Origin of the sequence: Candidatus Hepatobacter penaei, from assembly GCF_000742475.1 — a bacterium.
Taxonomy (GTDB): Bacteria; Pseudomonadota; Alphaproteobacteria; order Holosporales; family Hepatobacteraceae; genus Hepatobacter; species Hepatobacter penaei.
Genome location: NZ_JQAJ01000002.1, coordinates 147,636 through 170,699, shown reverse-complemented (window position 1 = coordinate 170,699; position 23,064 = coordinate 147,636). Strand labels below are relative to the sequence as shown.

Annotated in this window: 20 protein-coding genes, 1 tRNA gene, 1 other RNA gene and 1 pseudogene; 12 read left to right on the top strand and 11 right to left on the bottom strand. The window is 49.9% G+C overall.

The features are described 5' to 3' along the window. Positions 1-13 precede the first annotated feature (13 nt). Positions 14-487 (top strand): DciA family protein, encoded by a 474-nt coding sequence (locus IG82_RS0102895; protein WP_156095333.1) that lies wholly within the window; start codon positions 14-16, stop codon positions 485-487. 436 nt (positions 488-923) lie between these two features. On the opposite strand, the gene IG82_RS0102885 is transcribed toward IG82_RS0102895, so the two are convergent. Beyond that, positions 924-1,175, bottom strand: a complete 252-nt coding sequence (locus IG82_RS0102885) for a hypothetical protein (protein ID WP_156095332.1) — start codon at positions 1,173-1,175, stop codon at positions 924-926. A gap of 851 nt (positions 1,176-2,026) precedes the next feature. Beyond that, the gene (locus IG82_RS0102875) at positions 2,027-3,685 is read right to left on the bottom strand and encodes a PHA/PHB synthase family protein (protein ID WP_052545635.1); all 1,659 of its coding nucleotides are present in this window, start codon (positions 3,683-3,685) and stop codon (positions 2,027-2,029) included. Between the two features lie 240 nt (positions 3,686-3,925). On the opposite strand from IG82_RS0102875, the gene rpsT reads away from it, so the two are divergent. The 7 genes and pseudogenes from rpsT to IG82_RS0102840 all read left to right on the top strand — a co-directional run bounded on the left by rpsT (position 3,926) and on the right by IG82_RS0102840 (position 9,779). Further along, on the top strand, positions 3,926-4,180 hold the full coding sequence (rpsT, locus tag IG82_RS0102865; protein ID WP_031934123.1) for a 30S ribosomal protein S20: 255 nt from the start codon (positions 3,926-3,928) through the stop codon (positions 4,178-4,180). Between the two features lie 36 nt (positions 4,181-4,216). Further along, positions 4,217-5,125 (top strand): annotated as a pseudogene (dnaA, locus tag IG82_RS06620) (chromosomal replication initiator protein DnaA); the annotation flags it as partial. Position 5,126: 1 nt separating this feature from the next. Further along, a partial coding sequence (locus IG82_RS07315) for a helix-turn-helix domain-containing protein (RefSeq protein WP_281172859.1) occupies positions 5,127-5,512 on the top strand: 386 nt, incomplete at its 5' end. A gap of 27 nt (positions 5,513-5,539) precedes the next feature. Further along, positions 5,540-6,661 (top strand): DNA polymerase III subunit beta, encoded by a 1,122-nt coding sequence (gene dnaN, locus IG82_RS0102855; RefSeq protein WP_031934122.1) that lies wholly within the window; start codon positions 5,540-5,542, stop codon positions 6,659-6,661. Positions 6,662-6,670: 9 nt separating this feature from the next. Next, entirely contained in the window at positions 6,671-7,444 is a 774-nt protein-coding gene (lgt, locus tag IG82_RS0102850; protein ID WP_031934121.1) for a prolipoprotein diacylglyceryl transferase, read from the top strand. Beyond that, positions 7,420-8,550: a class I SAM-dependent methyltransferase gene (locus IG82_RS0102845; protein ID WP_052545633.1), complete on the top strand. Its 1,131-nt coding sequence runs from the start codon at positions 7,420-7,422 to the stop codon at positions 8,548-8,550. The genes lgt and IG82_RS0102845 overlap by 25 nt, the downstream gene beginning before the upstream one ends. Continuing rightward, on the top strand, positions 8,547-9,779 hold the full coding sequence (locus tag IG82_RS0102840; RefSeq protein ID WP_052545632.1) for a CCA tRNA nucleotidyltransferase: 1,233 nt from the start codon (positions 8,547-8,549) through the stop codon (positions 9,777-9,779). Before IG82_RS0102845 ends, IG82_RS0102840 begins: the two co-directional genes overlap by 4 nt. A 2-nt stretch (positions 9,780-9,781) precedes the next feature. Here the strand turns inward: IG82_RS0102840 and hemF are convergent, their stop codons facing one another. Further along, positions 9,782-10,648 (bottom strand): oxygen-dependent coproporphyrinogen oxidase, encoded by an 867-nt coding sequence (gene hemF / locus IG82_RS0102835; protein ID WP_052545631.1) that lies wholly within the window; start codon positions 10,646-10,648, stop codon positions 9,782-9,784. A 158-nt stretch (positions 10,649-10,806) separates the two neighbouring features. Here hemF and ykgO point away from each other — a divergent pair, with 158 nt between their 5' ends. The 3 genes from ykgO to rho all read left to right on the top strand — a co-directional run bounded on the left by ykgO (position 10,807) and on the right by rho (position 12,636). Next, positions 10,807-10,938, top strand: coding sequence for a type B 50S ribosomal protein L36 (ykgO, locus tag IG82_RS07070; protein WP_082192018.1), 132 nt, complete (start codon positions 10,807-10,809; stop codon positions 10,936-10,938). A 12-nt stretch (positions 10,939-10,950) separates the two neighbouring features. Beyond that, the gene (gene rpoZ / locus IG82_RS06925) at positions 10,951-11,265 is read left to right on the top strand and encodes a DNA-directed RNA polymerase subunit omega (RefSeq protein WP_052545630.1); all 315 of its coding nucleotides are present in this window, start codon (positions 10,951-10,953) and stop codon (positions 11,263-11,265) included. Between the two features lie 93 nt (positions 11,266-11,358). Continuing rightward, complete coding sequence (rho, locus tag IG82_RS0102825; protein WP_031934116.1) at positions 11,359-12,636, top strand: transcription termination factor Rho; 1,278 nt, start codon at positions 11,359-11,361, stop codon at positions 12,634-12,636. Between the two features lie 293 nt (positions 12,637-12,929). Here rho and IG82_RS0102820 read toward each other — a convergent pair whose 3' ends face one another. Both IG82_RS0102820 and uvrA read right to left on the bottom strand, forming a co-directional pair. Next, complete coding sequence (locus tag IG82_RS0102820) at positions 12,930-13,268, bottom strand: hypothetical protein (protein ID WP_135958184.1); 339 nt, start codon at positions 13,266-13,268, stop codon at positions 12,930-12,932. Positions 13,269-13,777: 509 nt separating this feature from the next. Then, positions 13,778-16,612: an excinuclease ABC subunit UvrA gene (gene uvrA, locus IG82_RS0102810; RefSeq protein WP_031934113.1), complete on the bottom strand. Its 2,835-nt coding sequence runs from the start codon at positions 16,610-16,612 to the stop codon at positions 13,778-13,780. A 312-nt stretch (positions 16,613-16,924) separates the two neighbouring features. On the opposite strand from uvrA, the gene ssrS reads away from it, so the two are divergent. Next, positions 16,925-17,083: non-coding RNA, 6S RNA (gene ssrS / locus IG82_RS07065), on the top strand. A gap of 60 nt (positions 17,084-17,143) precedes the next feature. On the opposite strand, the gene IG82_RS0102800 is transcribed toward ssrS, so the two are convergent. The 6 genes from IG82_RS0102800 to murC all read right to left on the bottom strand — a co-directional run bounded on the left by IG82_RS0102800 (position 17,144) and on the right by murC (position 23,034). Beyond that, positions 17,144-18,337, bottom strand: coding sequence for a glycosyltransferase family 4 protein (locus tag IG82_RS0102800; RefSeq protein WP_052545629.1), 1,194 nt, complete (start codon positions 18,335-18,337; stop codon positions 17,144-17,146). Then, the gene (gene galE / locus IG82_RS0102795; protein WP_031934110.1) at positions 18,321-19,325 is read right to left on the bottom strand and encodes a UDP-glucose 4-epimerase GalE; all 1,005 of its coding nucleotides are present in this window, start codon (positions 19,323-19,325) and stop codon (positions 18,321-18,323) included. Before galE ends, IG82_RS0102800 begins: the two co-directional genes overlap by 17 nt. 42 nt (positions 19,326-19,367) lie before the next feature. Continuing rightward, complete coding sequence (locus IG82_RS06920) at positions 19,368-20,609, bottom strand: glycosyltransferase (RefSeq protein WP_052545628.1); 1,242 nt, start codon at positions 20,607-20,609, stop codon at positions 19,368-19,370. Positions 20,610-20,692: 83 nt separating this feature from the next. Continuing rightward, positions 20,693-20,785 (bottom strand) — tRNA-Ser (locus IG82_RS0102785). Between the two features lie 229 nt (positions 20,786-21,014). Then, positions 21,015-21,461 (bottom strand): DUF1284 domain-containing protein, encoded by a 447-nt coding sequence (locus IG82_RS0102780; protein WP_031934108.1) that lies wholly within the window; start codon positions 21,459-21,461, stop codon positions 21,015-21,017. 106 nt (positions 21,462-21,567) lie between these two features. After that, positions 21,568-23,034 (bottom strand): UDP-N-acetylmuramate--L-alanine ligase, encoded by a 1,467-nt coding sequence (gene murC / locus IG82_RS0102775; protein ID WP_216476133.1) that lies wholly within the window; start codon positions 23,032-23,034, stop codon positions 21,568-21,570. Positions 23,035-23,064: the final 30 nt, after the last annotated feature.

Here is a 23,064-nt window from a genome sequence, read left to right as displayed (position 1 = left end):
TGTCAAGCATACTGTGAAACGCTTATCGTCAAGTCTTTTCTCTGTGACCAGCCCGTTGATGACGCCTGAAAAATCATTGTGGTCTGGTATTTGTTTGGGTTGGCCCGCTATTGTGGGGCCTCTTGCCAAAGTGTGTCGCCCCCTTAACATGCAGCATGTACGCGGCGGGCGCCGACAAAGTGTGTTGTGGATAGGCGTATGGGGCGGCCATACCTTTGTGTTGAGCCATGAAACGCACACCATCATAGATGCTGTGAATCGTTATGCCGGGAAAGATCTAGTGGCCCAGGTCAAGTATAAAGAGATTGCTGAGCCCATCAAGCAGAAAGCCTCAGGGCCTCAAGACGTTGCGCCGCTCTGCCCGCGCGCGCAGAAACAGGTAGATACTGTGCTCACAAAGAATAACGATGAACCTGCCTGCGTCAGCGTGGAAACAGCGCTGCGGGCCTTTGGTCGCGCTTTATATCGCAAAACCAAAACAATTTAATTGTCATTTTACAACGTTTTCAAATTAATTTTTTATGTTCTATTCAATAGATTTTCGCAAGAAAGTCCTAGAAGTTCGGGATCAAAAAGGTTATTCGATGACAGAAGTCGCCCGTTTTTTAACATAGGCGTTGCACGTATAATGCGTTGGACAAAACGTTTGGCGCCAAAAAACAAGCGCAGCCCGTATGAAACGAAGATTAAACGATAGTCCTTCAAAGCGCATGTGCTGAACGATCCTGATTCTTATCATCATGAACGCGTCAAGCGTCTGGGTGTGACCTATAAAAAAACGCATGAAACATGCAAAGGCATCCGCAGACGCACGGCAATCCTTCCAAGAGAAAGTTGAAAGTTACGGGCAATAGAGAAAACCACTTGTTTTTCTGTATGATGGCGGTTTTGTCCATGATTCTCCACAGACGCATGACTATGCGTTACACGGCCAAGGCTGTTTTTGAATACACGATTGGGGCATCAAAGGGCGGGCGAATGCCATAGGCGATTTGTTGTGAGGCGCTTTGCTCGCTGTAAGTTTGTTGGGGGACAGCATTAATACCCAAATCTTTACAGCCTGGATAAAACAGCACCTGCTCCCCAAATTCTCGCCACAAAGCGTAATCATGATGGAAAATGCCAACTTCCACAAAAGATCGGAGATGAAGGAGGCTATCTAAAACGCCAGCCATAACCTTCTTTACCTCTCTCCATACTCTCTTGATCTGAACCCCATCCAACAAAATCCGACAGGCTGCGCAATGCAACATTCAAGAACTTTTTCAGAAGGAAAGGTCATGATCAAATTGTTTCGGTTTTGCTATAAAAAGCACTATTTCATTTTTTGACAGGGGTGAACTGAGAAGCTTTACTACATTGATGTTGATCATAAAGGTTCCCTAGATGGCTGTAACGGATTTGTAAAGCCTGAGCTTCGGCGTCATCAGCGTTAGCAAGGTCCATGAAAAACCACAAGGGGAAGAGGAAAAGGCCCCCGATGCCCAATAGTATATTATTTTGTCTTGTTTGACTCGCTTTTGACTTTTTTGTTAAATTTGCTGATCAATGTTATTCATTTCTAACTGTAAGGATTGACAGTTCATTTGACTATCCTGAGCCTGATAGGGGGTAATAGGTTGAGGAGTCCTTCCTGCGCAGGCAACACACAGAATTGCGATGACTGCACTTGTAATGAGGTTTTGAATTTTTTTCATGAGATTGTCTTACTTTTTTACCAGTATTAAATATTTTCTTTTTGGCACAAAAATTTAACAATAGTCAATGTTAAAAAACACTCTTCCCCAATTTAGTTTTTATCAGAAAGTCTCTTGATGCTGTTCCGCGCGCTTAAACAATGCATTACCCCACAGGGGAAGGATATACCCGCATTTCGTACGAATCCCCCGCCTTTCAGGGAGTGAGATTACCGAAAAGAGACATGAAGAAGGAGGCCAAGCGCCCTTTTCCATACAAAGAGGCATTTTGATGAATAGCCTGCTACATGAGGTTAAAGGGCTCGCCCCTAAGGGGCCTTCCAAGGAGCTTATGTGGCTTTGGCAGTCTTCTGTTGGTTTTTTCCAGACAATACATAGGTGCCTGGCGCGTTTTGTGTCGCAGGATATTTTTGGTTCCCTAACGGGGGCGCATCTGTTTGCTTGCCTTGGATATCCACAATCCATGTGTGCCAGAAAGGCCACCACGAACCTTTCACCTCAATGGCTTTTTGCGCCCAATCTTCTTCTGTGATGCCGTCTTTATAGCGTTCGAGGTGAAAATAGCTGTATTTGTTCTTGACGGGTGAATTGATCACGCCGGCAATGTGGCCGGCTGTGGCTAAGATAAATGTCTTTTTCCCTTTGGCAGCTTGAAAGAAGGGGAAACACGATTTCCATGGAGCAATGTGATCCCGTTGCGCAGCCATCACAAAACAGGGAATATCCATGTCATGAAAAGAAAATGTCTGGCCTTCAAGGGTGATGCCTTCGGGGGTGAGAAAACGGTCACTTTGCACAACATGTTCTAAAAAATCCAGGTACATGCGTGCCGGCAGGGAGGAAGGATCTGCATTCCAGTGAAGAAAATCAAGTGGGAAGGGGTCTTTGCCAAGAAAATATTTGTTGACCAAGGCTGACCAAATGAGGTTGTTGGCCCTGAGGAAGCTGAAGATAAGGGCCAGGGCATAGCCATCCATATACCCTTCCTCTTCGATGCTTTTTTTGATGGTGTTCACATGATCAGGTCCAAGAAAAAGTCCCAAGTCTTCCATGCGGCTAAAATCCCCAATGGTGGCCAGAAGAGAAAGGCTTGCCAGCAGATTCTTTTTTTGCTTTTTAAGGTGCGCCGCGCCGATGGACAAGAGATTGCCACCTAAGCAATAGCCAATGCCATGCACCTCCCGGGCACCTGTGATGTCACAGGCAGCGTCTAATGCCGGTAATAGACCTTCTTTCAAGTAATCAAGAAAAGAGGTGTTTTTCATCGAAGCATCAGGATTGACCCATGAAATAATAAACACCGTGTGCCCTTGCTTGCGTGCCCAATCCACAAAAGATTTATGAGCGCTTAGGTCAAAAACATAATATTTATTGATCCATGGGGGGACAATCAGAAGCGGCGTTTGGTAGACGCGTTTTTCTACGGGCTCATATTGGATAAGCTCCATGAGCTTATTTTTTAAGACAACCTGTCCTGGTGTGAGCGCCAGGTTTTCTCCCAGGTTAAACCCCTTAGGCCTGGTGAGGGAAAGAAAAAACTCTTGCGGACCTAAGTCTTGCCAATCACGAAAAAGGCGAGCGATCCCTTCCGTCAGCGCTTGATCCCCTTCCTCAAGGATACGCATAAAAATTTCAGGGTTGGTGGCAGGAAAATTGGACGGCGCATAGGCATCCAGGGTTTGTTTAAGGTAAAAAACAAGCTCTTTTTGTGTTTGTTGAGGCATAGGTGAGGCCTTTGCCATGCTTAAAAGCCATTCGCACATCGTCAGATAAGCCTGGTGACAAGATCGGTAGTAGGGCACATTTTTCCACGCAGGATGGTCAAAGCGCCTGTCCATTTTGGAAGGGTCGATGAATAAAGGCCAATCCTGATAGGATGATGATTTGACTGTGTTTTGATAAACATTATAAAGGTTGGGAAACAGCTTGGCTTGCGCTTCTTGAAGCAAGCGTGGGGATTGCATCAGCGACAAGCTCCAGGCGTGCATCAGGTGTTCGGGAAGAAAAAAAGGGTTATACACGTTGTGATCATGTGACAAGCATTGTGGAAACTTTACGTTACAGGGTTTAAGAATGCTTTTTTTGTGCGGTTTTTTTTTTCGTTAAAGTATTCCTGCCATAACCTTCTTGCGCTTTTCAAAGGTTGGGTGCTGACCCAGCAAGCGCGTTGACAGGATGTGTTTTTTCACATAGCCTGGGAGTAAGATATAGGAAGTGTTTTTCAAGCTGTGGCCAATCATCTTTCGGCAATTAAAGCCCATCGGACAAGTGAGCGACGCGCGCGCATCAATGGCATGCGGCGTTCACGTATGCGCACATTAACGAAAAAGTTTTTGGGGCTTGTTGAGGCCTCAGACAAAACAGAGGCGTCGACCTTTTTTCGTGATGTTCAAGCCAATATCATGCGGAATGTGTCGAAGGGCCTTTTGCATAAAAAAACAGCCATGCGGCGTATTTCTCGGTTAGCCTTAAAGCTCAAATAAAAATCTTGTCTTTTGTAAACATGGGGTAGCGCGTTTGTGTGGAATTCTGTTTGCGCCTCTTTGAAAAAAGACTTGGGTGACGAGACCTATAATAACTGGATTTCTCTTCTTTCCCTGCGTGAGCAGACAGAAACGCGTGCGGTTTTGGTAGCGCCCACAGATTTTGCGCGGGATTGGATCGAAACGCATTTTCGTGATGTGTTGATGTCGGCTTTTCGCGCCGTTGCCCCCACCATTCATACGCTGGAATTTCATGTGGCTCCCGATGCATCTTCTGGAGAGGGGGTGCGGGATGAAGGCAGTCCCCCTAAAACCCCGTCACATCTGGATGGGCAGTTAACATTCAATCAGTTTGTGGTGGGGAAACCCAATGAGTTTGCCTATGCTGCAGCGCGGCGTGTGGCGGAATCGCGTGATGTTACTTTTAATCCATTGTTTTTGCATGGCCCTGTGGGGGTGGGAAAAACCCACCTTATGCATGCGGTGGCTAACTATATCCGCGAACACCACCCCAAGCGTACATTTTTATACCTGTCGGCTGAAAAGTTTATGTACCATTTTATCAAGGCGCTCAGGTCTAAAGATACGATGTCTTTTAAGGATCGGTTTCGTTCTGTCGATGTGCTGATGATTGATGATGTGCAATTTATCTCAGGCAAAGAATCGACGCAGGAAGAATTTTTTCACACCTTTAACGCCCTGATTGATCAAAAAAAGCAGGTGATTCTTTCTGCCGATAAGTCGCCATCCGATCTCTCAGGCATTGAAGAGCGGGTGCGGTCGCGCATGGCGTGGGGGTTGGTGGCTGATATTCATCCTGCCACCTATGAACTGCGGCTGGGCATTTTAGAAGCCAAAGCCGAAAGCATGGGTCATTTACCGCAAGAGGTGTTAGAATTTTTGGCCCAGAAAATCACCTCAAACATTCGCGAGCTTGAAGGAGCTNTCACCCGGGTGATGGCGCATGCCACGCTGGTGGGGCGCAAAATGACCATCGAGCTGGCGCAAGATGTGCTCAAAGACCTTTTGCGGGCCTGTGATCGGGTGATTACGGTAGAAGATATTCAAAAGCGTGTGGCAGCCTATTACAACCTGCGTTTTTCTGATTTATCGTCAAGCAAACGTTCTAAAAATATTGCGTGGGCACGTCAGGTGGCAATGTTCTTAGCCAAAGATCTCACCACAAAATCCCTGCAAGATATTGGTCACAGCTTTGGAGGGCGTGATCATACCACGGTTCTTTACGGTGTGCGCAAGGTCGCAGACACCTTAACTTCAGATTCAAAAATCCACGAAGATATTGATCTTTTGCGGCGTATGCTTCATCCTTGAGATGTTTTTCGTGCAAAGATTTTGGCAATGCATATTCATCTCGATCGTGCACCTCTTTTGAAAGCCCTTCAATACCAGCAGGGTATTGTTGATCGTAAGGTCGCCATTCCTATTTTGTCGCACTTGTTGCTCAAAACCACAGATGATGGCCATGTAGAGATGGTGGGGACCGATCTTGAGCTCACACTGGTGCAAAAAATACCTGCCATTGATGTGAAAGAGCCGGGCTCTCTCACCGTGTCGGCTCATCTGTTTTATGACATTGTGCGTAAATATCCAGAAGATGCGCCCATTGTGCTGAAGTTTGATCAGGCCACCAATTTGCTGTCTTTGATGTGCGGCATGTCTGAATTCCATGTGCCCACGTTGCCAGAAGAAGGTTATCCTTCCCTGGATGACCACCAAGCCACGCACACGTTTTCGCTGTCAGGGAAAGAGATCAAGCGGTTAATCGATCAAACCCGTTTTGCGATGTCGGGGGAAGAATCTCGTTTCTTCCTCAATGGTATTTATCTTCATGCAGAAGATAACTATTTGAAGGCGGTGGCCACCGATGCCCATCGTTTGGCTTTGAGTTGGGTGCCGTTGCCATCAGGGGCGGATGGGCTTAAGGGCGCGATTTTATCTCGCAAAACTGTAGCTGAGCTGCGCAAAATTGTGGATAGTGATGATTTGGTGGTGAACGCTGAGTTTTCTCAAACTCGTGTGGCTTTTTCTTATGACGACACGAAGTTTTTTGCCCGCTTTGTAAACGGCACGTTTCCACAATATGACAAAGCCATTCCTCAGGCAAACCCATCCACACTCAAGATAGACACACGTCTTTTTCGGGAAGCGGTGGATCGCGTGTCGGTGATTTCTTCGGGTGATAAAATACGCGGCGTACGTCTTCATGTAGAAAAAGGTGTGATGTCCCTTTCATCCAAGGGCGCAGACAGCGGCTCTGCAGAGGAAGAGGTCTCTGTGGACTATGAAGGCACACCCTTTTCTATCAGCTTTAATGCGCGCTATGTGTTGGACGCTGTGCACCAGATTAAGGGTGATGTGTTCTTTTTTCATTTCAAGGATGCACAAACACCTGTTGTGTTAAAAGATGTAGCAGACGATAAAGTTTTGTATGTATTGATGCCTGTGCGTGCCAGCACATAAAGGGGACGTATGCTCTTTCCCACGATCGATCCGGTTGCATTTACCGTTTTAGGGTGGCCGGTGTATTGGTATGGCATGATGTACCTGGTGGGCATCTGGCTTGGCTGGTGTTGGGCGCGGCGCAGTTGTATGCGGTTTCCGGGTCTGTTGCGTCAAGACATTGATGATTTTGTGCCGTGGCTGGTGATCGGTGTGATTGTGGGCGGTCGGCTTGGCTATGTTTTGTTTTATGATATATCCTATTTTTGGGCACATCCTATCGACGTGTTCAAAACCTGGCAGGGAGGGATGTCCTTTCATGGGGGCGTTGTGGGCGTTGTGCTGGCGTGCGTGATCTATACGACCCGGCGGCGCATACCCTTGTCTTCTTTTATGGATAACCTGGTGCTGTGTGTGCCTGTGGGTATTTTTTTTGGGCGCTTGGGAAACCTGATCAACCAAGAGGTGTATGGGCGCATCACCGATGTGTCGTGGGCCATTGTTTTTCCTGCCGTTGATTTTTTTCCGCGTCATCCCAGCCAACTTTATGAGGCGCTCTTGGAGGGCGTCTTTTTGTTTGTGCTCCTTAACACAGCTGTGTGGTCGTGGGCGCGCAAGCCGTGGGCCCTTTCGGGTCTTTTTCTTGTGGGGTATGGCACCGCGCGATGGGTGTGCGAGCTTTACCGGGTGCCGGATGATGTCTTTGTACTGGGCTCGTTTGTGATGACCCAGGGGCAGCTGTTGTCTTTGCCCATGATTGCGGGGGGCATTTTTCTTTTATGGCGGTGTCTGCGGAAAGCGTAACCCCTTCTTTGATAGACGTATTGAAGGGTGCCATCAAAGAACGTGGCCCCTTACCTGTTCACGATTTTCACCAGCTTTGCCTTAACCATCCTCGTTATGGTTATTATCGGGTGGGCCGCGTGCTGGGTCGTGAGGGTGATTTTTTAACGGCGCCTGAGCTATCGTCCCTCTTTGGTGAGATGGTGGGCGTGTGGCTTGTGGACGCTTGGCAAAAACAAGGGTCACCGCCTGTGGTTCAACTCTTAGAAATGGGTCCAGGGCGCGGCTTGTTGATGCAGGATGTGATCAGGGCGGCCAAGATACGTCCAGCTTTTCTGGGCGGCGCACACATTCGTCTTGTGGAGGTGCACAAAGGCCTTCAGCGCGTGCAAGAGAAGACCCTTGCCCCCGTGCGATCTGAGGTGAAAGACATATCGTGGCATGCTGCCCTCAGCGACATCGTCTGGCCTGCCCAGCCGCTTTTTTGCCTGGCCAATGAGTTTTTTGATGTCTTGCCAGCCCATCAATACGTGAGGCAGGAATCTTGTTGGCGAGAGCGGTGTGTGGCGATCAAAGGTGATCACGATTTTTGTTTTGTGACGCAAGAACAAGACCTCTCTCTTTCTCACATCAAAGATCACGACCGCTATCAACGGGGCATGATCGTGGAAATCTCACCTCAAAGCCAGTCCTTATTGGCAGCCGTGGCCACGCATATCAAGCGCTATGGGGGCGCCATGTTTGTCTGTGATTATGGCTATGAAACACCTGACACAAGCCAACCAGGGTTTTCGGGGGATTCGTGGCAAGCCCTTTATCAGGGAAACATCAGTGACCCTTTGCAGCATCCTGGCCTTGCCGACCTTTCCTTTCATGTTCATTTTGGCGTTCTTGAAGCACAGGCCCGCGCTGCAGGCCTCTCCACATCCTTCATGACGCAGCGAGATTTTTTGCATCGCATGGGACTGAGCGAGCGTGTGGCGATGCTGGGGAAAAAGGCCTCTCAAGATCTCAAAGGACGTTTGGCCGCGCAAGCTACGCGTTTGGCGCATCCGTTGCAAATGGGTTCGTTGTTCAAGGTGTTGCTGGCCTCTGCGCCTTTGGATCCCCAAGGGGCAGCCTTATGAACGCGTCCTTTCTTAAACGCCTGATGGCGCCGCATCGACCTGTGCTGCGTGCCTTGAATGTGGAGGGGGGAGAGGCGCGTTTTGTGGGGTCGTTTGTGCGCGATGGCCTGTTGGGTCATATGTCTCATGACATTGATATTGCCACAACCCACACCCCTGAGGATGTGTGCCTCCTGTTGGGGCCCCAGGCGCGCATCTATAAAACCGGCATCAAACATGGGACCATCACCGCCCTGTGGGATGAGCACACTTATGAAATCACGACCCTGCGCCGGGATGTGAACACAGATGGCCGTCATGCAGATGTGGCGTTTACTCAGCAGTGGGAAGAAGATGCTGCGCGTCGTGATTTTACCTTCAACGCTCTCTATCTTGATCATGAGGGCCATCTTTATGATTATTACGGCGGGCAAGAAGATCTAGCCCATAAAGTGGTGCGGTTTATTGGTGTGCCAGAAAGGCGCATTCGCGAAGACTATTTGCGTATTTTACGATTCTTTCGTTTTGCTTCCCGCTATGGCTCTTCTCAGTTTGATGAAGAGGGATTGAGTGCCTGTTTAGCACTCAAGCAAGGGCTTACGCGTCTTTCCCAAGAGCGCATCAAGGGAGAGATGGAAAAAATCTTTGCGGGTTCTTTGTTGACTCACATTGTGCCCCTGTTTTATCGCCACGGTCTTTTTCCGCTTTTGGGTCGTCATGAGGTGAAAAGCATTGATGTGTGGCAAAGCCTGTTTTCTTTGGAACAAAAGGCAAGCCAACGGGCGCCGTTTGAGGTGCAGATGCATAGTTTGTATGGAAACAACAGGCCCTCTTTCCTCCTTACGCGCGCTGAACACACCATGTATAAAGCGCTCGGTTTTGTGATACCACCCTGGGCTCAAGAGAAAGCATGGCCTGCCTTGTGGCCCCTTTTATTGTGTGACATGCCTCTAGACCAAGCATGGGCCGTTGTGTGGTTGGCATTGGCTGCGCACATGTCTGTGGGCAAGCTCGGTGTTGATGAAGCGTTTCACATCTTAAACGCTATTGCTGCATTGAACCAAACGCCCCCTGTGTTTCCCGTGACAGGTCATGATCTGATAAAGCTGGGGGTTGCACCGGGGCCGGCTTTGGGTCGTGTCTTTCAAAAAACCCGTGATTTTTGGAAAAAAAATGATTGTGAGCCATCACGGGATGCCCTGCTCACATGGCTCCAAAACGAGGGGTTGACGCCACCACGGCCCAGGTGATCTCATGCCTTCTTTTTTTCTTGCGTGGTCTCAAGGGAAGGGGCCGGCCATGAAGCTGTGGGCGGCAGCGACATCAAAATGGCCTCAATAAAGCCATCTGTCTTCAAACCAAAGGTGGTGCCACGGTCATACACAAGATTAAACTCCACATAGCGCCCTCTTTTGATCAATTGTGCCTCCCGCTCTTTGTCGCCCCACGGCGTGTGCCAATGTTTTTTGACAATGGGCGCGTAAATGGGCATAAACGCGCGACCTACCGCTTGTGTGAAAGCAAAAGTGTCGTCAAACGGTCCCTCAAGGTTGTCATAGAAAATACCACCCACGCCGCGTGGTTCTTGACGATGTTTGATATAAAAATAGTCATCAGCCCAGGTCTTGAAGCGTGGGTAATAGGTTTTATCAAAACCGTCACACACATCGCGAAGGGCTTTATGAAACTGCCGGGTATCCTCAGGGTCTACAATAGCTGGGGTCATATCAATGCCGCCGCCAAACCAGGCGCGTGTGGTTTGGATATGACGTGTATTCATATGGATAATGGGGACGTAAGGGGATCGCGGATGCACCACAATAGAAATGCCTGAGGCCCAAAAACGAGGATCCTCCTCAGCGCCGGGAATATGGGCACGAAAGGCTTCTGAAAAGGTGCCGTGCACGGTGGACACGTTGACGCCAGCTTTTTCAAACACATGCCCTGAAAGAATGGCCATGGTGCCACCGCCACCGCCGGGTCTTTCCCATTTTTTTGTCTGAAAAATCTGTGGATCTTCGGGGTGATACAGGCTTTCCAACGTTTCGAGTTCACAACAGATTTGTTGTTGAAGGTGGCCAAACCATGGAGCGGTTACATCCCGGTGTGTCACGTTCACAAGAAGGCCTTTCTTTAACGACGATCTATCAGGTTGATTTTGATTGTTTTCTTTAAAAGCAGCAAGCCTGGCCTTAAAAAAAACAATAATCGCTTGAACATTGGCCTTAAGTGTTTTAGGCTTAGATCACATTTGTGTACGAGTCTTCCAGAGTTTTTATGCGGTTAGCAAGTTCTATTCGGTCACTGAAAAGCCGACATCGCGATTGTCGCGTGGTTCGTCGTCGTGGTCGTGTGTATGTCATCAATAAGACCAACCCGCGTTTTAAGGCGCGTCAAGGTTTTTCTTGAGTCGAGAGGGTTATGAATCAGATTTCTAATTTCGCGGATCGTTTTTCTTTGGTGTTGTTGGCGTCGCGTCGCGTAAAAGAAATTGAGAGTGGTGCTATTTTGATGGCACCACGGGGAAAAGATCGGGATACGATTGTGGCCTTGAGAGAGTTGGACCAAGATCTTGTGGACACTGGTGACATTCGTGATGCTCTTCTTGCAGACATAAGGTCATCATCGCCTTTACCTGAAAGCTCAAAAAACCTTGATGAGGGTGAGCTTGCAGAAGTTGGCGTGGATGAAACTTTTTTGGCATCTCTTCAGGAAGAAGTGCAAAAAAAAGACTGACGTGTATGTTAAGGACATAAATTAAGCGGATTCTTAGGTTCAGCCTCATGTGAGGCCATTGAGTTTTTTTTCAAATATTAGAAAGTGTGTGGCATGGCTGCTTCTATTGTGCGTCAGCAATTAAAGGAGAAATCACCTGCAGAGATCTTGGCTCTTGCGGAGGATCTGTCTATTGAAAATGCATCAACACTGCGCAAGCAGGACATGATGTTTGCGGTGCTGAAGGCCTATGCATCGCAAGGGACGAACATTCATGCCGGCGGCGTGTTGTCCGTTTTGCAGGATGGATTTGGTTTTTTACGTTCGGCAGATGCCAATTTTTTCCCAGGGTCTGATGATATCTATGTGTCGCCTCAACAGGTCAAGCGCTTTGCCCTCAGAACAGGGGATGTGATTGAGGGGGAGATTGATGCGCCTCAAGATGGGGAGCGTTACTTTTCCTTGACCAAAATTAACACGGTCAATGGCTTGCCCCCTGAAGAGATTCATCATCGGCTTCACTTTGATAATTTAACGCCCTTGTATCCAGAGAGAAAAATTAATCTTGAGATTGAGGATCCCAAATCCAAAGATTACACACTGCGTTCTATTGACCTTGTGGTGCCGCTGGGTTTTGGTCAACGGGCCTTGATTGTGGCGCCACCACGTACGGGTAAGACCGTGATGATGCAGAACATTGCCCATGCGCTGACCGCCAATCATCCAGATGCTTATTTGATTGTATTGATGGTGGGTGAGCGGCCTGAAGAGGTGACCGATATGGCGCGATCTGTGAAAGGCGAAGTGATTGGTTCCACCTTTGATGAGCCGGCGACCCGTCACGTGCAGGTGGCTGAAATGACCATTGAAAAGGCCAAAAGGTTGGTGGAGAGTGGCCGTGATGTGATTATTCTTCTTGATTCCATCACGCGGTTGGCTCGCGCGTATAACACGGTGGTCCCTTCTTCGGGTAAGGTGCTCACAGGGGGTGTAGACGCCAATGCCCTGCAGCGGCCTAAGCGGTTTTTTGGTGCCGCACGCAATATTGAAAATGGAGGATCTCTCACCATTATTGGCACCACCCTTGTGGAAACGGGGTCAAAGATGGACGAAGTCATTTTTGAAGAATTTAAAGGCACGGGTAATGCTGAAATTGTGCTTGATAGAAAGCTCTCAGATAAACGTCTGTTTCCAGCGATTGATATTGCAAAATCAGGCACGCGTAAGGAAGAACTTCTTGTGGGGAAGCCGACCCTGGCAAAAATGTGGGTGCTGCGACGCCTGTTGGCTCAAATGAATTCCACAGAAGCCATGGAATTTATGGTGGATAAGTTGCGCGCCACCAAGAACAACGCCGATTTTTTTGAGACGATGAATTCTTTAAAGGTCTAATGTCTGATTGTGAAGATGGCTGTAAGGCGTCTTCACAGGGGCTGGAAGATTGACCAGAAATCATGATGGGATGAAGCAGCTTCTCTTCCTTTGAAAGCGGGGGGCCTTAGGTTGTTGAGTTGGTCTTTCTTTGGGTGGGGATGACGTTTTGTGTGGCTTTGTTGGGTCCACGTAGCGTGTTTGGGAGATAACCTAAGCCTCTTCTGCCTAAAGGGTCTTAAGCGTGGGTGCCTCTCAATTTCTCTGCGTAAGACGGAGGTGAGGGTCTGCCTTCCGGCCATCCTGTATAAGGCCTATTCATCCTCTGCTATTTTTTTAGCGCTTGCCGCGGCGCTCAGCGTCATGGCCGTCACTGTGGTGACTTGGACGGCGCGGTTTATTTTTCCTTTCTTTTCTTTTTTCTTTTTTTCCTCTTTTTCCTTACCCTTTTCTCCCGTTTCTGTCTTTTGATCCGGTGCTTGTTTGTGAGCTTTGTCTTTGTTGGGGGCAGTTTTTTCTTGTGTGGTGTGAGGTTGTTGGTCTGTGAAAGGTATAGCCGGAGGGAGGGATTCCTTTCCTTGACACTCTTGGATGGTCAGCACAGGTAAGCTGCATATCAAGAGCCAGCAACAAAAACCTTGATATCCGGACATAACGTTTCTACTTTTCTTTTATAAAGGTGTGTCAATAGCGTAAGGTTAACCACAGTCATGTTAAAAGCATCTTGATGGTGGTGCGGTTATTCAGCCAATTCCTTGCTATCTGCTGCGATGCCGACCATGGTGCCCACGGTTCCCAAGGCCACGGCTGTGGCTGCCAACGTTTTACATCCCTTCTCCTTTTTCTTCATGTCTTTTTTTTTTGCGCTCTGCCTCACTCAGGTCGTGAGCTCCTTGTCGAGGCTCTTGCGTCTTCTCATGAACGTGGTTTTTTGGATCTTTTTGGTCTTGGACAGTCTGGGCCATGCCTTTGTTCAGGCTATGAGGGTTTGGGATTTTGGTGTTTGGGTTGTGAACCGGGGCATGTGGGCTTATAGGAGGTACGGACAAGCCAACAGTTAACAAAGGGATAACATAGAACAAGGGCGGCACTTTTTTTATCATTTTTTAACAGTATGAAAAATCAGCCTTAACAAAGCCTTTGTGGGTGTCGAGAGCGCTTCCTAACTCATTGATTTGTCAGACAAAAGAAATGTTAAAAAGTGGCCCGTGTGACTTTGGGGAACGTTTGCAATGTCTTCAGGTGTGCCGCATGCCACCAGCTGGCCGCCCCCTGTGCCCCCTTCAGGGCCGATGTCTATCACCCAGTCAGCTGTTTTGATAACGTCGATGTTGTGTTCAATGACAAGCACAGTGTTGCCTTGATTCACAAGGGTGTGGAGCACGTCGAGCAATTTTTTGATGTCATCCATATGAAGCCCTGTTGTAGGTTCATCAAGGATATAAAAGGTTTTGCCCGTTGATTTTTTGGCCAACTCTTTTGCAAGCTTAACGCGTTGCGCTTCGCCTCCTGAAAGGGTGGTGGCCCTTTGCCCTACGTGGATATATCCTAATCCCACGTCTTGCAGCATGCGCAGCTTGTGACGTATGGACGGCATGTTTTCAAAAAAAGAAAATGCGTCGTCGACAGTCATGGCTAAGACGTCTGCGATAGATTTTCCTTTGAAGGTGATGGCAAGGGTTTCTCGGTTATAGCGTTTGCCCTCACACACATCGCACGTCACATAAATGTCTGGCAAAAAATGCATTTCCACGCGGGTGACCCCATCGCCGCTGCAGGCTTCGCATCGGCCTCCACGCACATTGAACGAAAATCGTCCCGGCGTGAATCCACGCGCTTTGGCTGCAGGCAAGCTGGCAAACCAATCCCTTATGGGGCTAAACAGGCCTGTGTATGTGGCGGGGTTTGAGCGCGGTGTGCGACCGATGGGAGATTGGTCAATATCAATCACTTTATCTAGATGCTGAAGACCTTCAAGGGCTGTGTAGGGGCCAGGCTCCAGTTGAGCGCGATTGAGAGCGCGGGCCAAGGCTGGATAGAGTGTTTCAATCACAAGGGATGACTTCCCACTACCTGAGACCCCCGTGGCACACACAAAAAGCCCAAGCGGGATATCCACAGAGACATGGTTAAGGTTGTTGATGGTGGCCCCTTGAAGGGACAGCATTTTGCCACGATCTGGCGCGCGCCTTTGGGTGGGCACGGCAATGGCTTTTTTGCCCGAAAGATAAGCACCTGTCAAGCTTGAAGGGTGAGCCAGAATTTTTGCTAAGGGGCCTTGGGCCACGATGTCACCGCCGTGGCTGCCTGCCGCTGGCCCCATATCCACCAAATAATCACACGCGCGCATGGTGTCTTCATCATGCTCCACCACCACAATGGTGTTGCCTAGATTTTTAAGATGCTGAAGGGTTTCAATCAGGCGCGCATTATCGCGTTGATGAAGACCAATGGAGGGTTCATCCAACACATACAACACGCCCATAAGCCCCGCCCCAATTTGTGAGGCTAGGCGAATCCGTTGTGCTTCTCCGCCAGAAAGGCTTCCTGCCACGCGAGAGAGGTGAAGATAGCCCACGCCCACATGCACCAGAAACTGAAGGCGGTCAGAAATTTCTTTTACAATGCGTTCGGCAATGTGCTGTTGCTTGGGCGTTAAATGGGGGAGAAGCCCGTTAAACCACGCATGGGCATCAAGAATAGAGCGTTGCGTGATGGCGACAATAGATTGGCCATGAATCTGCACACACAAGGCTTCTGGCTTGAGACGCTGTCCTTGACAGGCCGGGCATGCCTGCGACTTGTGCCACCGTCCCACATCATCCCCGTCTTCCTTTTCTTTCTGTCGTCGCGTCATCATAGGGATGATGCCCTCAAAGGGCTTGTGAGAGCGATAGGTGCGTTTTTCGTCCCGAATATCCATGGGGATGGCTGTTTTGCCCGACCCATAAAGCAAAACGTCCTTCACTTGCTGGGGCAAATCTTGAAAAGCTGTGCGCAACGAAAAATCATAGTGCTTGGCCAGGGCCCGCAGAATTTGGAGATAATAAAAGAAAAAACCCCCCGCCCACGGAGCAATGGCGCCATCTTCGAGGCTGAGGGTAGGGTCAGGGATGATTTTGTCCAGGTCAAATTCCATGCAAACCCCCAGGCCATCACACGTGGGGCAGGCCCCTGAGGGACTGTTAAAAGAAAACAAACGCGGCTCAAGTTTTTCAATGGTAAAGCCACTTTCAGGGCAGGCAAAACGTGCCGAAAAAAGCATCTCTTTAGGCGCGTCAAGGTGCTGTACCCACACCAGTTCATCAGGGGATATCCTAAGGGCCATTTCAAAGGCTTCAGCCAGTCTGGTTTTGATGGCGCTATCTTGGGCATGCTTGAGGCGATCCACCAGCACGTGTATGGTGTGCGTTTTCTTTTTATCTAATAAAGGCAGATTATCTAACTCATAGAGTGTGCCGTCGATCCACACGCGGGTGAAGCCTTGTTTTTGCAAATCTACAAATTCTTTGCGGAATTCCCCTTTGCGCCCCCGGATGAGCGGGGCAAAAATATAGAGGCGCCCAAACGGCAAAGCCAGGGTTTGATCCACCATTTCAGAAACAGTTTGCGCCTGGATGGGTTTGCCGGTGGCGGGCGAGACGGGTATGCCTACACGCGCATACAAAAGGCGGAGATAGTCATAAATTTCTGTGACCGTGGCCACCGTGGACCGGGGATTTTTGGATGTGGTTTTTTGCTCAATGGCAATGGCAGGAGAGAGGCCATCAATGTTGTCTACATCAGGCTTTTTCATGACATCAAGAAATTGGCGGGCATAGGAAGACAAACTTTCCACATAGCGTCTTTGCCCCTCCGCATACAAGGTGTCAAAGGCCAGAGAAGATTTGCCTGACCCGCTGGGCCCGGTAATGACAATCAACTGGTCACGGGGAAGGTCAAGGGAGATGTTTTTCAGGTTGTGTTCTCGCGCACCGCGGATGCGAATCAATGTCATAAGAGAAAAGTCAAAAAAAAGGGTTCGTCATGGAAGGGATCTTTCTATTGAAGAAAAAAGCAAGAGCGCCGTCAAGGAAAGAATGCTTACAGACAAACGGGTGAGAAGGGAAGGGTCAAAAAAGGTCAGAAGAAAAGGGTGATGGGTGCTTTGCGTGTATGCAGAGTGTGTAAGGGGTTGCTTTATGGGCGCCTCAATAAGATGAGCAACGTTAGGATATGATTTGTCACGCACAAAATACATGTTTTGGGGGCTAAGAATCACGTTTTCACAAGAAAAACCTTGCTCTATCTGGGAAGAGGTCGTAGAAGGAAAGGGCTGGGGGGTACGACGGCTTTGATCTCTGAGGCCAATGATTCCTTCGCGGGAGCTGTTCCTGAAAAAGTTTGAGGATTTTTTCACACGGTGCCCACCTGCTGAGTGCAGGCCCCAGGAGGATCGCAAAGTCCGCAACGGCCCTTCGGCACGATATGTGTTTCTGGCTTTAGGTGAGCCTTGCGCGCTTACGTGTGGTGTTTTCTGATGGGCGGCTTAGACGGCTTGCTGTGTTCGTGGTGTCATGGCTTCAAGCTTTTCCCCAAGAATGAAGGCGCCGAGGGCCTCATGAATGGGGCCTTGGCGATAGGTTGCAAGGGCTGTTTTATGGGCATGCCGTCCCATCAAAGCCAGCTGTGCGGGGTGACGCAGGCAGTAAATCATTTTTTGTGCAAGAGCTTCAGGAGAGAACGGAGCCACCAAAAAACCATTTTTTCCTTCTTGCACAGCCTCTTTACATCCGGGTACTCGGGTAGCAATCACGGGGCGGCTGGCTGCCATGGCTTCTTGGATGACGCGCGGGAACCCTTCGCGATAAGATGGCAAGACCACCACATGGCTTTGCCGCAGAGGCGCTAAAATCGTTTTGGTGTGGGGCGTCCAGGTGATGTTGGCTTGGGTGCTGCGCAGCCTGTCATAACGTGTTTGAGACAGGTGGCTGGGGTTTTGCTCATCACGCGCACCGATAATGTGAAAGCGCACGTCTGGATAGCGCCTATGCACCAGATGAGCGGCTTTTACAAATTCTTCAATGCCTTTATCCCTTAATAAGCGCCCCACAAAAAGAAAGGTAAGCGGCCTCGAAGGTGGTGGGGTTGTTTGGAAAAACGTGTCAGGCACACCAATGCCTTTGAGAAGCATGGTAGGTGGGTGCCGTTTTTTGGCCGGCAAGAAGCCCAGGTCGTTTTTGTCGTCAGGGTTCAGAAACACGGCGCCTGTCAGCCAAGGTATGGTAAACGCATAAAGCCTTTTTTGAATCCACCTTAAGAGCCACGCTTTGGGTGATGGGGTGGGTCGGCGCGTGAAGGCATACCCAAGGCCCTCAAAAAGCGCAACGCGCCTTTTCACGCGCGCCCATGCAGCGGCCAGGGTGCCAAAAATGATGGGCTTGGCGAAATAGGCAAACACAACATCAGGCGACAGTTTTTGGAGCTCGGCCTTCAATTGCCACATGGCCCCCAGATCTTCGATGGGGTTGAGATTGGCGCGATTGAGCGGGCTGTCCACAGGCGTGGCGCCCAATTTGCTGACCTGCCCTTTGGTGGTGGGTGTGTAGTCATCGGCGAACACAAAAACCTCGTGCCCTTGCTGTATGAACCAGGTGATGAGCTCTTTTCGAAAAAGGAGGGTGGCCTTGGCATGGGTGCCGAGAAAAACAATTTTTTGGGGCGCCTCAAGAGACATGTTCATGGTTGTGTTCTCCTTTGGCCTTTTCCCAGGCAAGAGCGGTGCGAATCACGGTTTCTAGGTTATCAAAACGGGGGCGCCAGGTGGTTTGTTGGCGAAACCGGGTGGCATCTGCCATCAGAGCTTCAGGGTCACCAGATCGCCTGGGAGCTTCATGCACAGGAAGTTTTGTGCCTGTAACCGCTTCTACCGCCCTGATCACGTCACGCACGGAATATCCCGTGCCGTACCCACAATTGAACACCTGATAGCTAGGGGTCGCCTGTTTGTGCAGAAAATCAAGAGCGCACACATGGGCCTCAGCCAGATCACTAACGTGAATATAGTCTCTCATCCCCGTGCCATCGGGTGTGTTGTAGTCCGTGCCAAAGATATGTAAAGCTTTTTTGTATCCTAAGGCCACATCGAGGGCGGATTGCACCAAATGGGTGGCGTTTGGCACGTGTTGGCCTGTGCGGCCGTGAGGGTCGGCGCCGGCCACATTAAAATAGCGCAGGCTCACGATGTTCATCCCGTGGGCCTTGTGAAAGGCATTGAGCATGCATTCGGTCATCCATTTGGAGTCAGCGTAGGGGCTTTGAGGGTTGACGGGTTCATCCTCGCACACAAGATGTTTCGGGTTGTGGCCATACACAGAGGCTGAGGAAGAGAAGATGATGTTGTTCACCCCATAACGAAGGCACGCTTGCATGACAGCAAGGCTTACGCTTGTGTTGTTGTAAAAATAAGCACCAGGATCTTGGCATGATTCTGCCACAACGGTGGAGCCTGCCAGGTGAATGACGGTGTCGATGCCATGTTTTTCCACCATCTGACCGAAAAGCGCCGTATCCTCCGCTTTGCCCTGATAAAAGGGCGCCTTTTGAGGCATCAGATGTCGGTGTCCACGTGAAAGGTCGTCCACCACCACGAAGGGCCTTTTGTGATCCTCAAATGCCCACGCACAGTGGGATCCGATATAGCCTGCACCGCCAGTCAAGAGTGTGGTCACGTTGTTTCCTTGAAGGTATGAGTTTGCATGGTCACAGCCCTTTTACCCTGATACAGAAGCCGCTCGTTGGCAAGAGCCGCGCGCCATATTCTTGTAAAGCCTTTTATAGGCTGCCACGCTGTGATGAACGTGAAAGGTGGTATCAGCTTTGATTTTGGCTTTTTGTCCCCACGCATGAAGGGTTTCAGGCGCTTTAAGGGCTTCTTGTATGGCCCGTGCCAGGGCATGAGGATCTTGGGGGGGCACCAGTCGCCCTGTGACGTGATCTTCCACAAGTTCAGGAATGCCCCCCACCTGTGTGGCAATCACGGGCAACTCAGCGCTCATGGCTTCAATAATGGCATTGGGCAAGCCCTCTGTATGGGAAGGGTGGATAAAAAGGTGAGTGTTTTTGAGAAGGTTCACATTATCCGCCACATGGCCTAAAAGAGTGACGTGTTTTTCTAGCCCATAGGTGGCGATGTCTTGTGTGAGTGTTGCCACCATTGCAGGGGTCCCTTTGCCCGCAATGTTGAGGTGCCAGTTCAGGTGCGGGGCCTGCTTTTTCAGTGTTGCCACTGCCGCCAAGAGGTCACGGTATCCTTTATAAGGGTGCAAATTGCCCACCGCTGTCAGGGAAAAACAAGGCGCCTGCGTGTAAAAAGCAAGGGTTTTGTGGGCGGTAAACACATCTGTTTCAATGCCGTTATAGATCAGTGTCAGTTTGTGTGGGGGCAACCCTTCTTTTTGCAGATCATCCAGCACCGCTTTGGCATTGCCCACCACCCTGCACGGGCCGAAGCGATGGCAAAGCCTTTGCTCCACAAAGGCCAGCAGGGGACGCTTTTGTGCATAAAAATTAAGACTCAAACGCGACATCACCAAACTGCGCGCCCCTCTTGTTAGAAGATTGGCCATGCAGGCGTAAAAATAGGCCCCCGGGAGAAAGGGGTGCACAATGTCAGGTTTTTCTTCCGCAAGAGCGCGGCGGATAAAGGCGAACCTGCGGACGTGTTCTTTCCACTTTGCCCACACCCCGTGATGGGGATGGATGGTGCTGTGCAAAGAAAGAATCTTGATTCCTGCCTTTGCTGCGCGTGGATAAAGGGTGCCTTTGTGGGTGTAAAGCGCTAATACAATTTCAAAATCAGGGCTTTCCTGAAGGACTGGGAAGTTGCGCACAATGTCCATTTCTGCCCCCCCCACATCCAGCGAGCCAATGACAACCATGATCTTGAGGGGTCGCGTAGTGGATGGCGCTGTTGGCTTGCGGGTGAGAGAGGCGGTGTTCTGGGCAGTGGCCATAAAAGGGTGGTAAGACAAAAGATTAGCGCCCAGTATATCACGCCTTGTCCAAAACGCGCAGTGGTTTTTGCGGGGCACGAGTATGGCGGAGGGAGAGGGATTCGAACCCTCGATACGGGGAAAGCCCGCATAACGGTTTTCGAGACCGCCGCCTTCAACCACTCGGCCATCCCTCCATCAAGGGGCATACCATCAAGATCGCGCCTGAAGATATACACCCCATGGTGATAACCTAGCGTAAGTAAGGGGGCGTCGTGAAGAGCAGAAATGTACCAAGCTCATGCACAGGTGGGGATGCCTTGTAGCAGGAGGGGCGTTTTATGCGTTTTGTAGAGGGGGTGAAACGTTTGTAATCATGGTGTGTTAGTGCGTTGTGTGATCCCCTTGAGGCCTGTTTTTATTATCTCAGGCGAATTGTTGATGCTTGGGGTGATTTTTTTGATCCTGTAAACGTTGATCCTTTAAGCGTTGGACAGCGACCTTACAGACCCCCAAAGCCAGCCATGTGCAGCCGTGACACAGCTGATCTAAGTGATGCGGTTGAATATGCGCTGCCACTTTGTTCACAAGGGTTTGCCATGGATAGCAGATGTTTTGAAGCTGAAGCGCGTGCCTGTGACGCGCATCTAAGGCCTGGATCAACGACTCTTTCGTGCACGTATTGCCTCTTTGATGGGGACAGGCTTGGCAGATGTGATCCAGCCCATCGCGGATCTGGATGGGGGTGGTGGGCGTGAGGGCTGTTTTTATGCTGGCATAGTTGGCCACAAAAGCGGGGCTGTATCCCTTGCCTTCAAACCCTAAGGTGCATAGCACGTGATGCGGTCTGAATGTAAGAGGGGTGTGTGTCATGGCGCGTCTTCACAAAACAGTGTGCCTAAGGTTTGTGCACAGACTATCATAAGAGCAGGCCGAAATCAGCCTATGGCGCATCCAGGTGCAGGCCATACAGGTGGGATTATAAGTCTGCCGATGTCATGGAAAGGTTCATGGCAGGGTTATCATGGGGGGTGCTTTGGGCGTCGTGCACGGCCTGTGGCAGCTGGTGGGCTAGATGCGTAATGGTGCCAGCGCCCATGCAGACCACCATGTCATCGCGATGTAGTTTTGTTTTTAAATAGGAGGCAACCTCAGCAAAGGTTTCAATAAAGCGCACAGATTGCCCTTGGTCTTTCATGGCTTTGGCCAAACTCTCTGATGAGATGCGCCGGATGGGGGCTTCGCCCGCACTGTGCACGGGGATAAGGATCGTTTCATCGGCTGCCGCAAAGCATGTTTGAAAATCATCAAATAAACCTCTCAGCCGGGTATAGCGGTGGGGTTGGCAAACGGCATAAAGGCGACCTTTACATAAGGCGCGGGCTGTTTTCAGGGTGGCGTTGATTTCCACCGGATGATGCGCATAATCATCAATAAAGCGCACACGCCCTGTAAGGCCTGTTTGATTAAAACGCCTTTTGACGCCTTTGAACTCTTGCAAGGCCTTACGGACCACAGCTTCAGGCAGCCCTAAGTGAAAGGCCACTCCCAAGGCAGGAGCTGCATTCAGCACATTGTGATGACCATAGAGAGAGAGCTCGAGTCCCGTATAGCCAGAGCGATCAGGAAAGCGCACATCAAACTGCATGCCTGAAGCGGTGGCCTGGATGTTGTGCACATAAACAGACGCCAAGGGGTCACACCCATAGGTAAAAACGGGTCGATCCATTTTGGGAAGATATTCTTTTGTGAGGGGGTCATCTAGGCAAACCATCGGCATGCCGGCGGGATCGATATGATGGAGAAAGGCATCAAACGAGCGGAAGAGTGTTTCTTTGTTTTGATAAAACTCCATATGTTCTTCATCAATGTTGGTGATGACGCCAACATAGGTGTGAGCGAGGCTGTGGGTGCCATCAGACTCATCAAGCTCGGTGACAAGCCAATCACCCGACCCTAAATACACATTGCTGTCATAATCAGCCATGGTGCCGCCATTTAACACCAAAGGGTCAAGCCCCGCCGTGACCATCATTTTGGCCATAAGGGCTGTGGTGGTGGTTTTTCCGTGACTGCCTGTGATGCCGATGGTTTTTTTGGTTTGCGTGAGGGCACCGAGGAGGTCGCCCCGTTTGATGATGGGGATGTTTTTTTTGCGGGCATGGATTAACTCAGGGTTATCCTCACCAATGGCGGAGGAGATGATCAGGTGTGTGGCGTGTTCTACATTGAGGTTGTGGTGGGAGGAGAACAGGCGCACGCCTTTTTGTTGAAGGCGCTCAAGGTAGGGGTTATGGGCGGACGTGTCGCTTCCCTGCACGCAGTGACCTAAATGCGACAAAAGATGGGCTAAGGCGCTCATGCCGACGCCGCCAATGCCCACAAAGTGGAGAATATGGGTGCGCACTGGTTTGGCTAAAAGGGTTTTCCAATCATAATTTGACATGGGGGGTGTCACCATTTCCATCCTACAAGG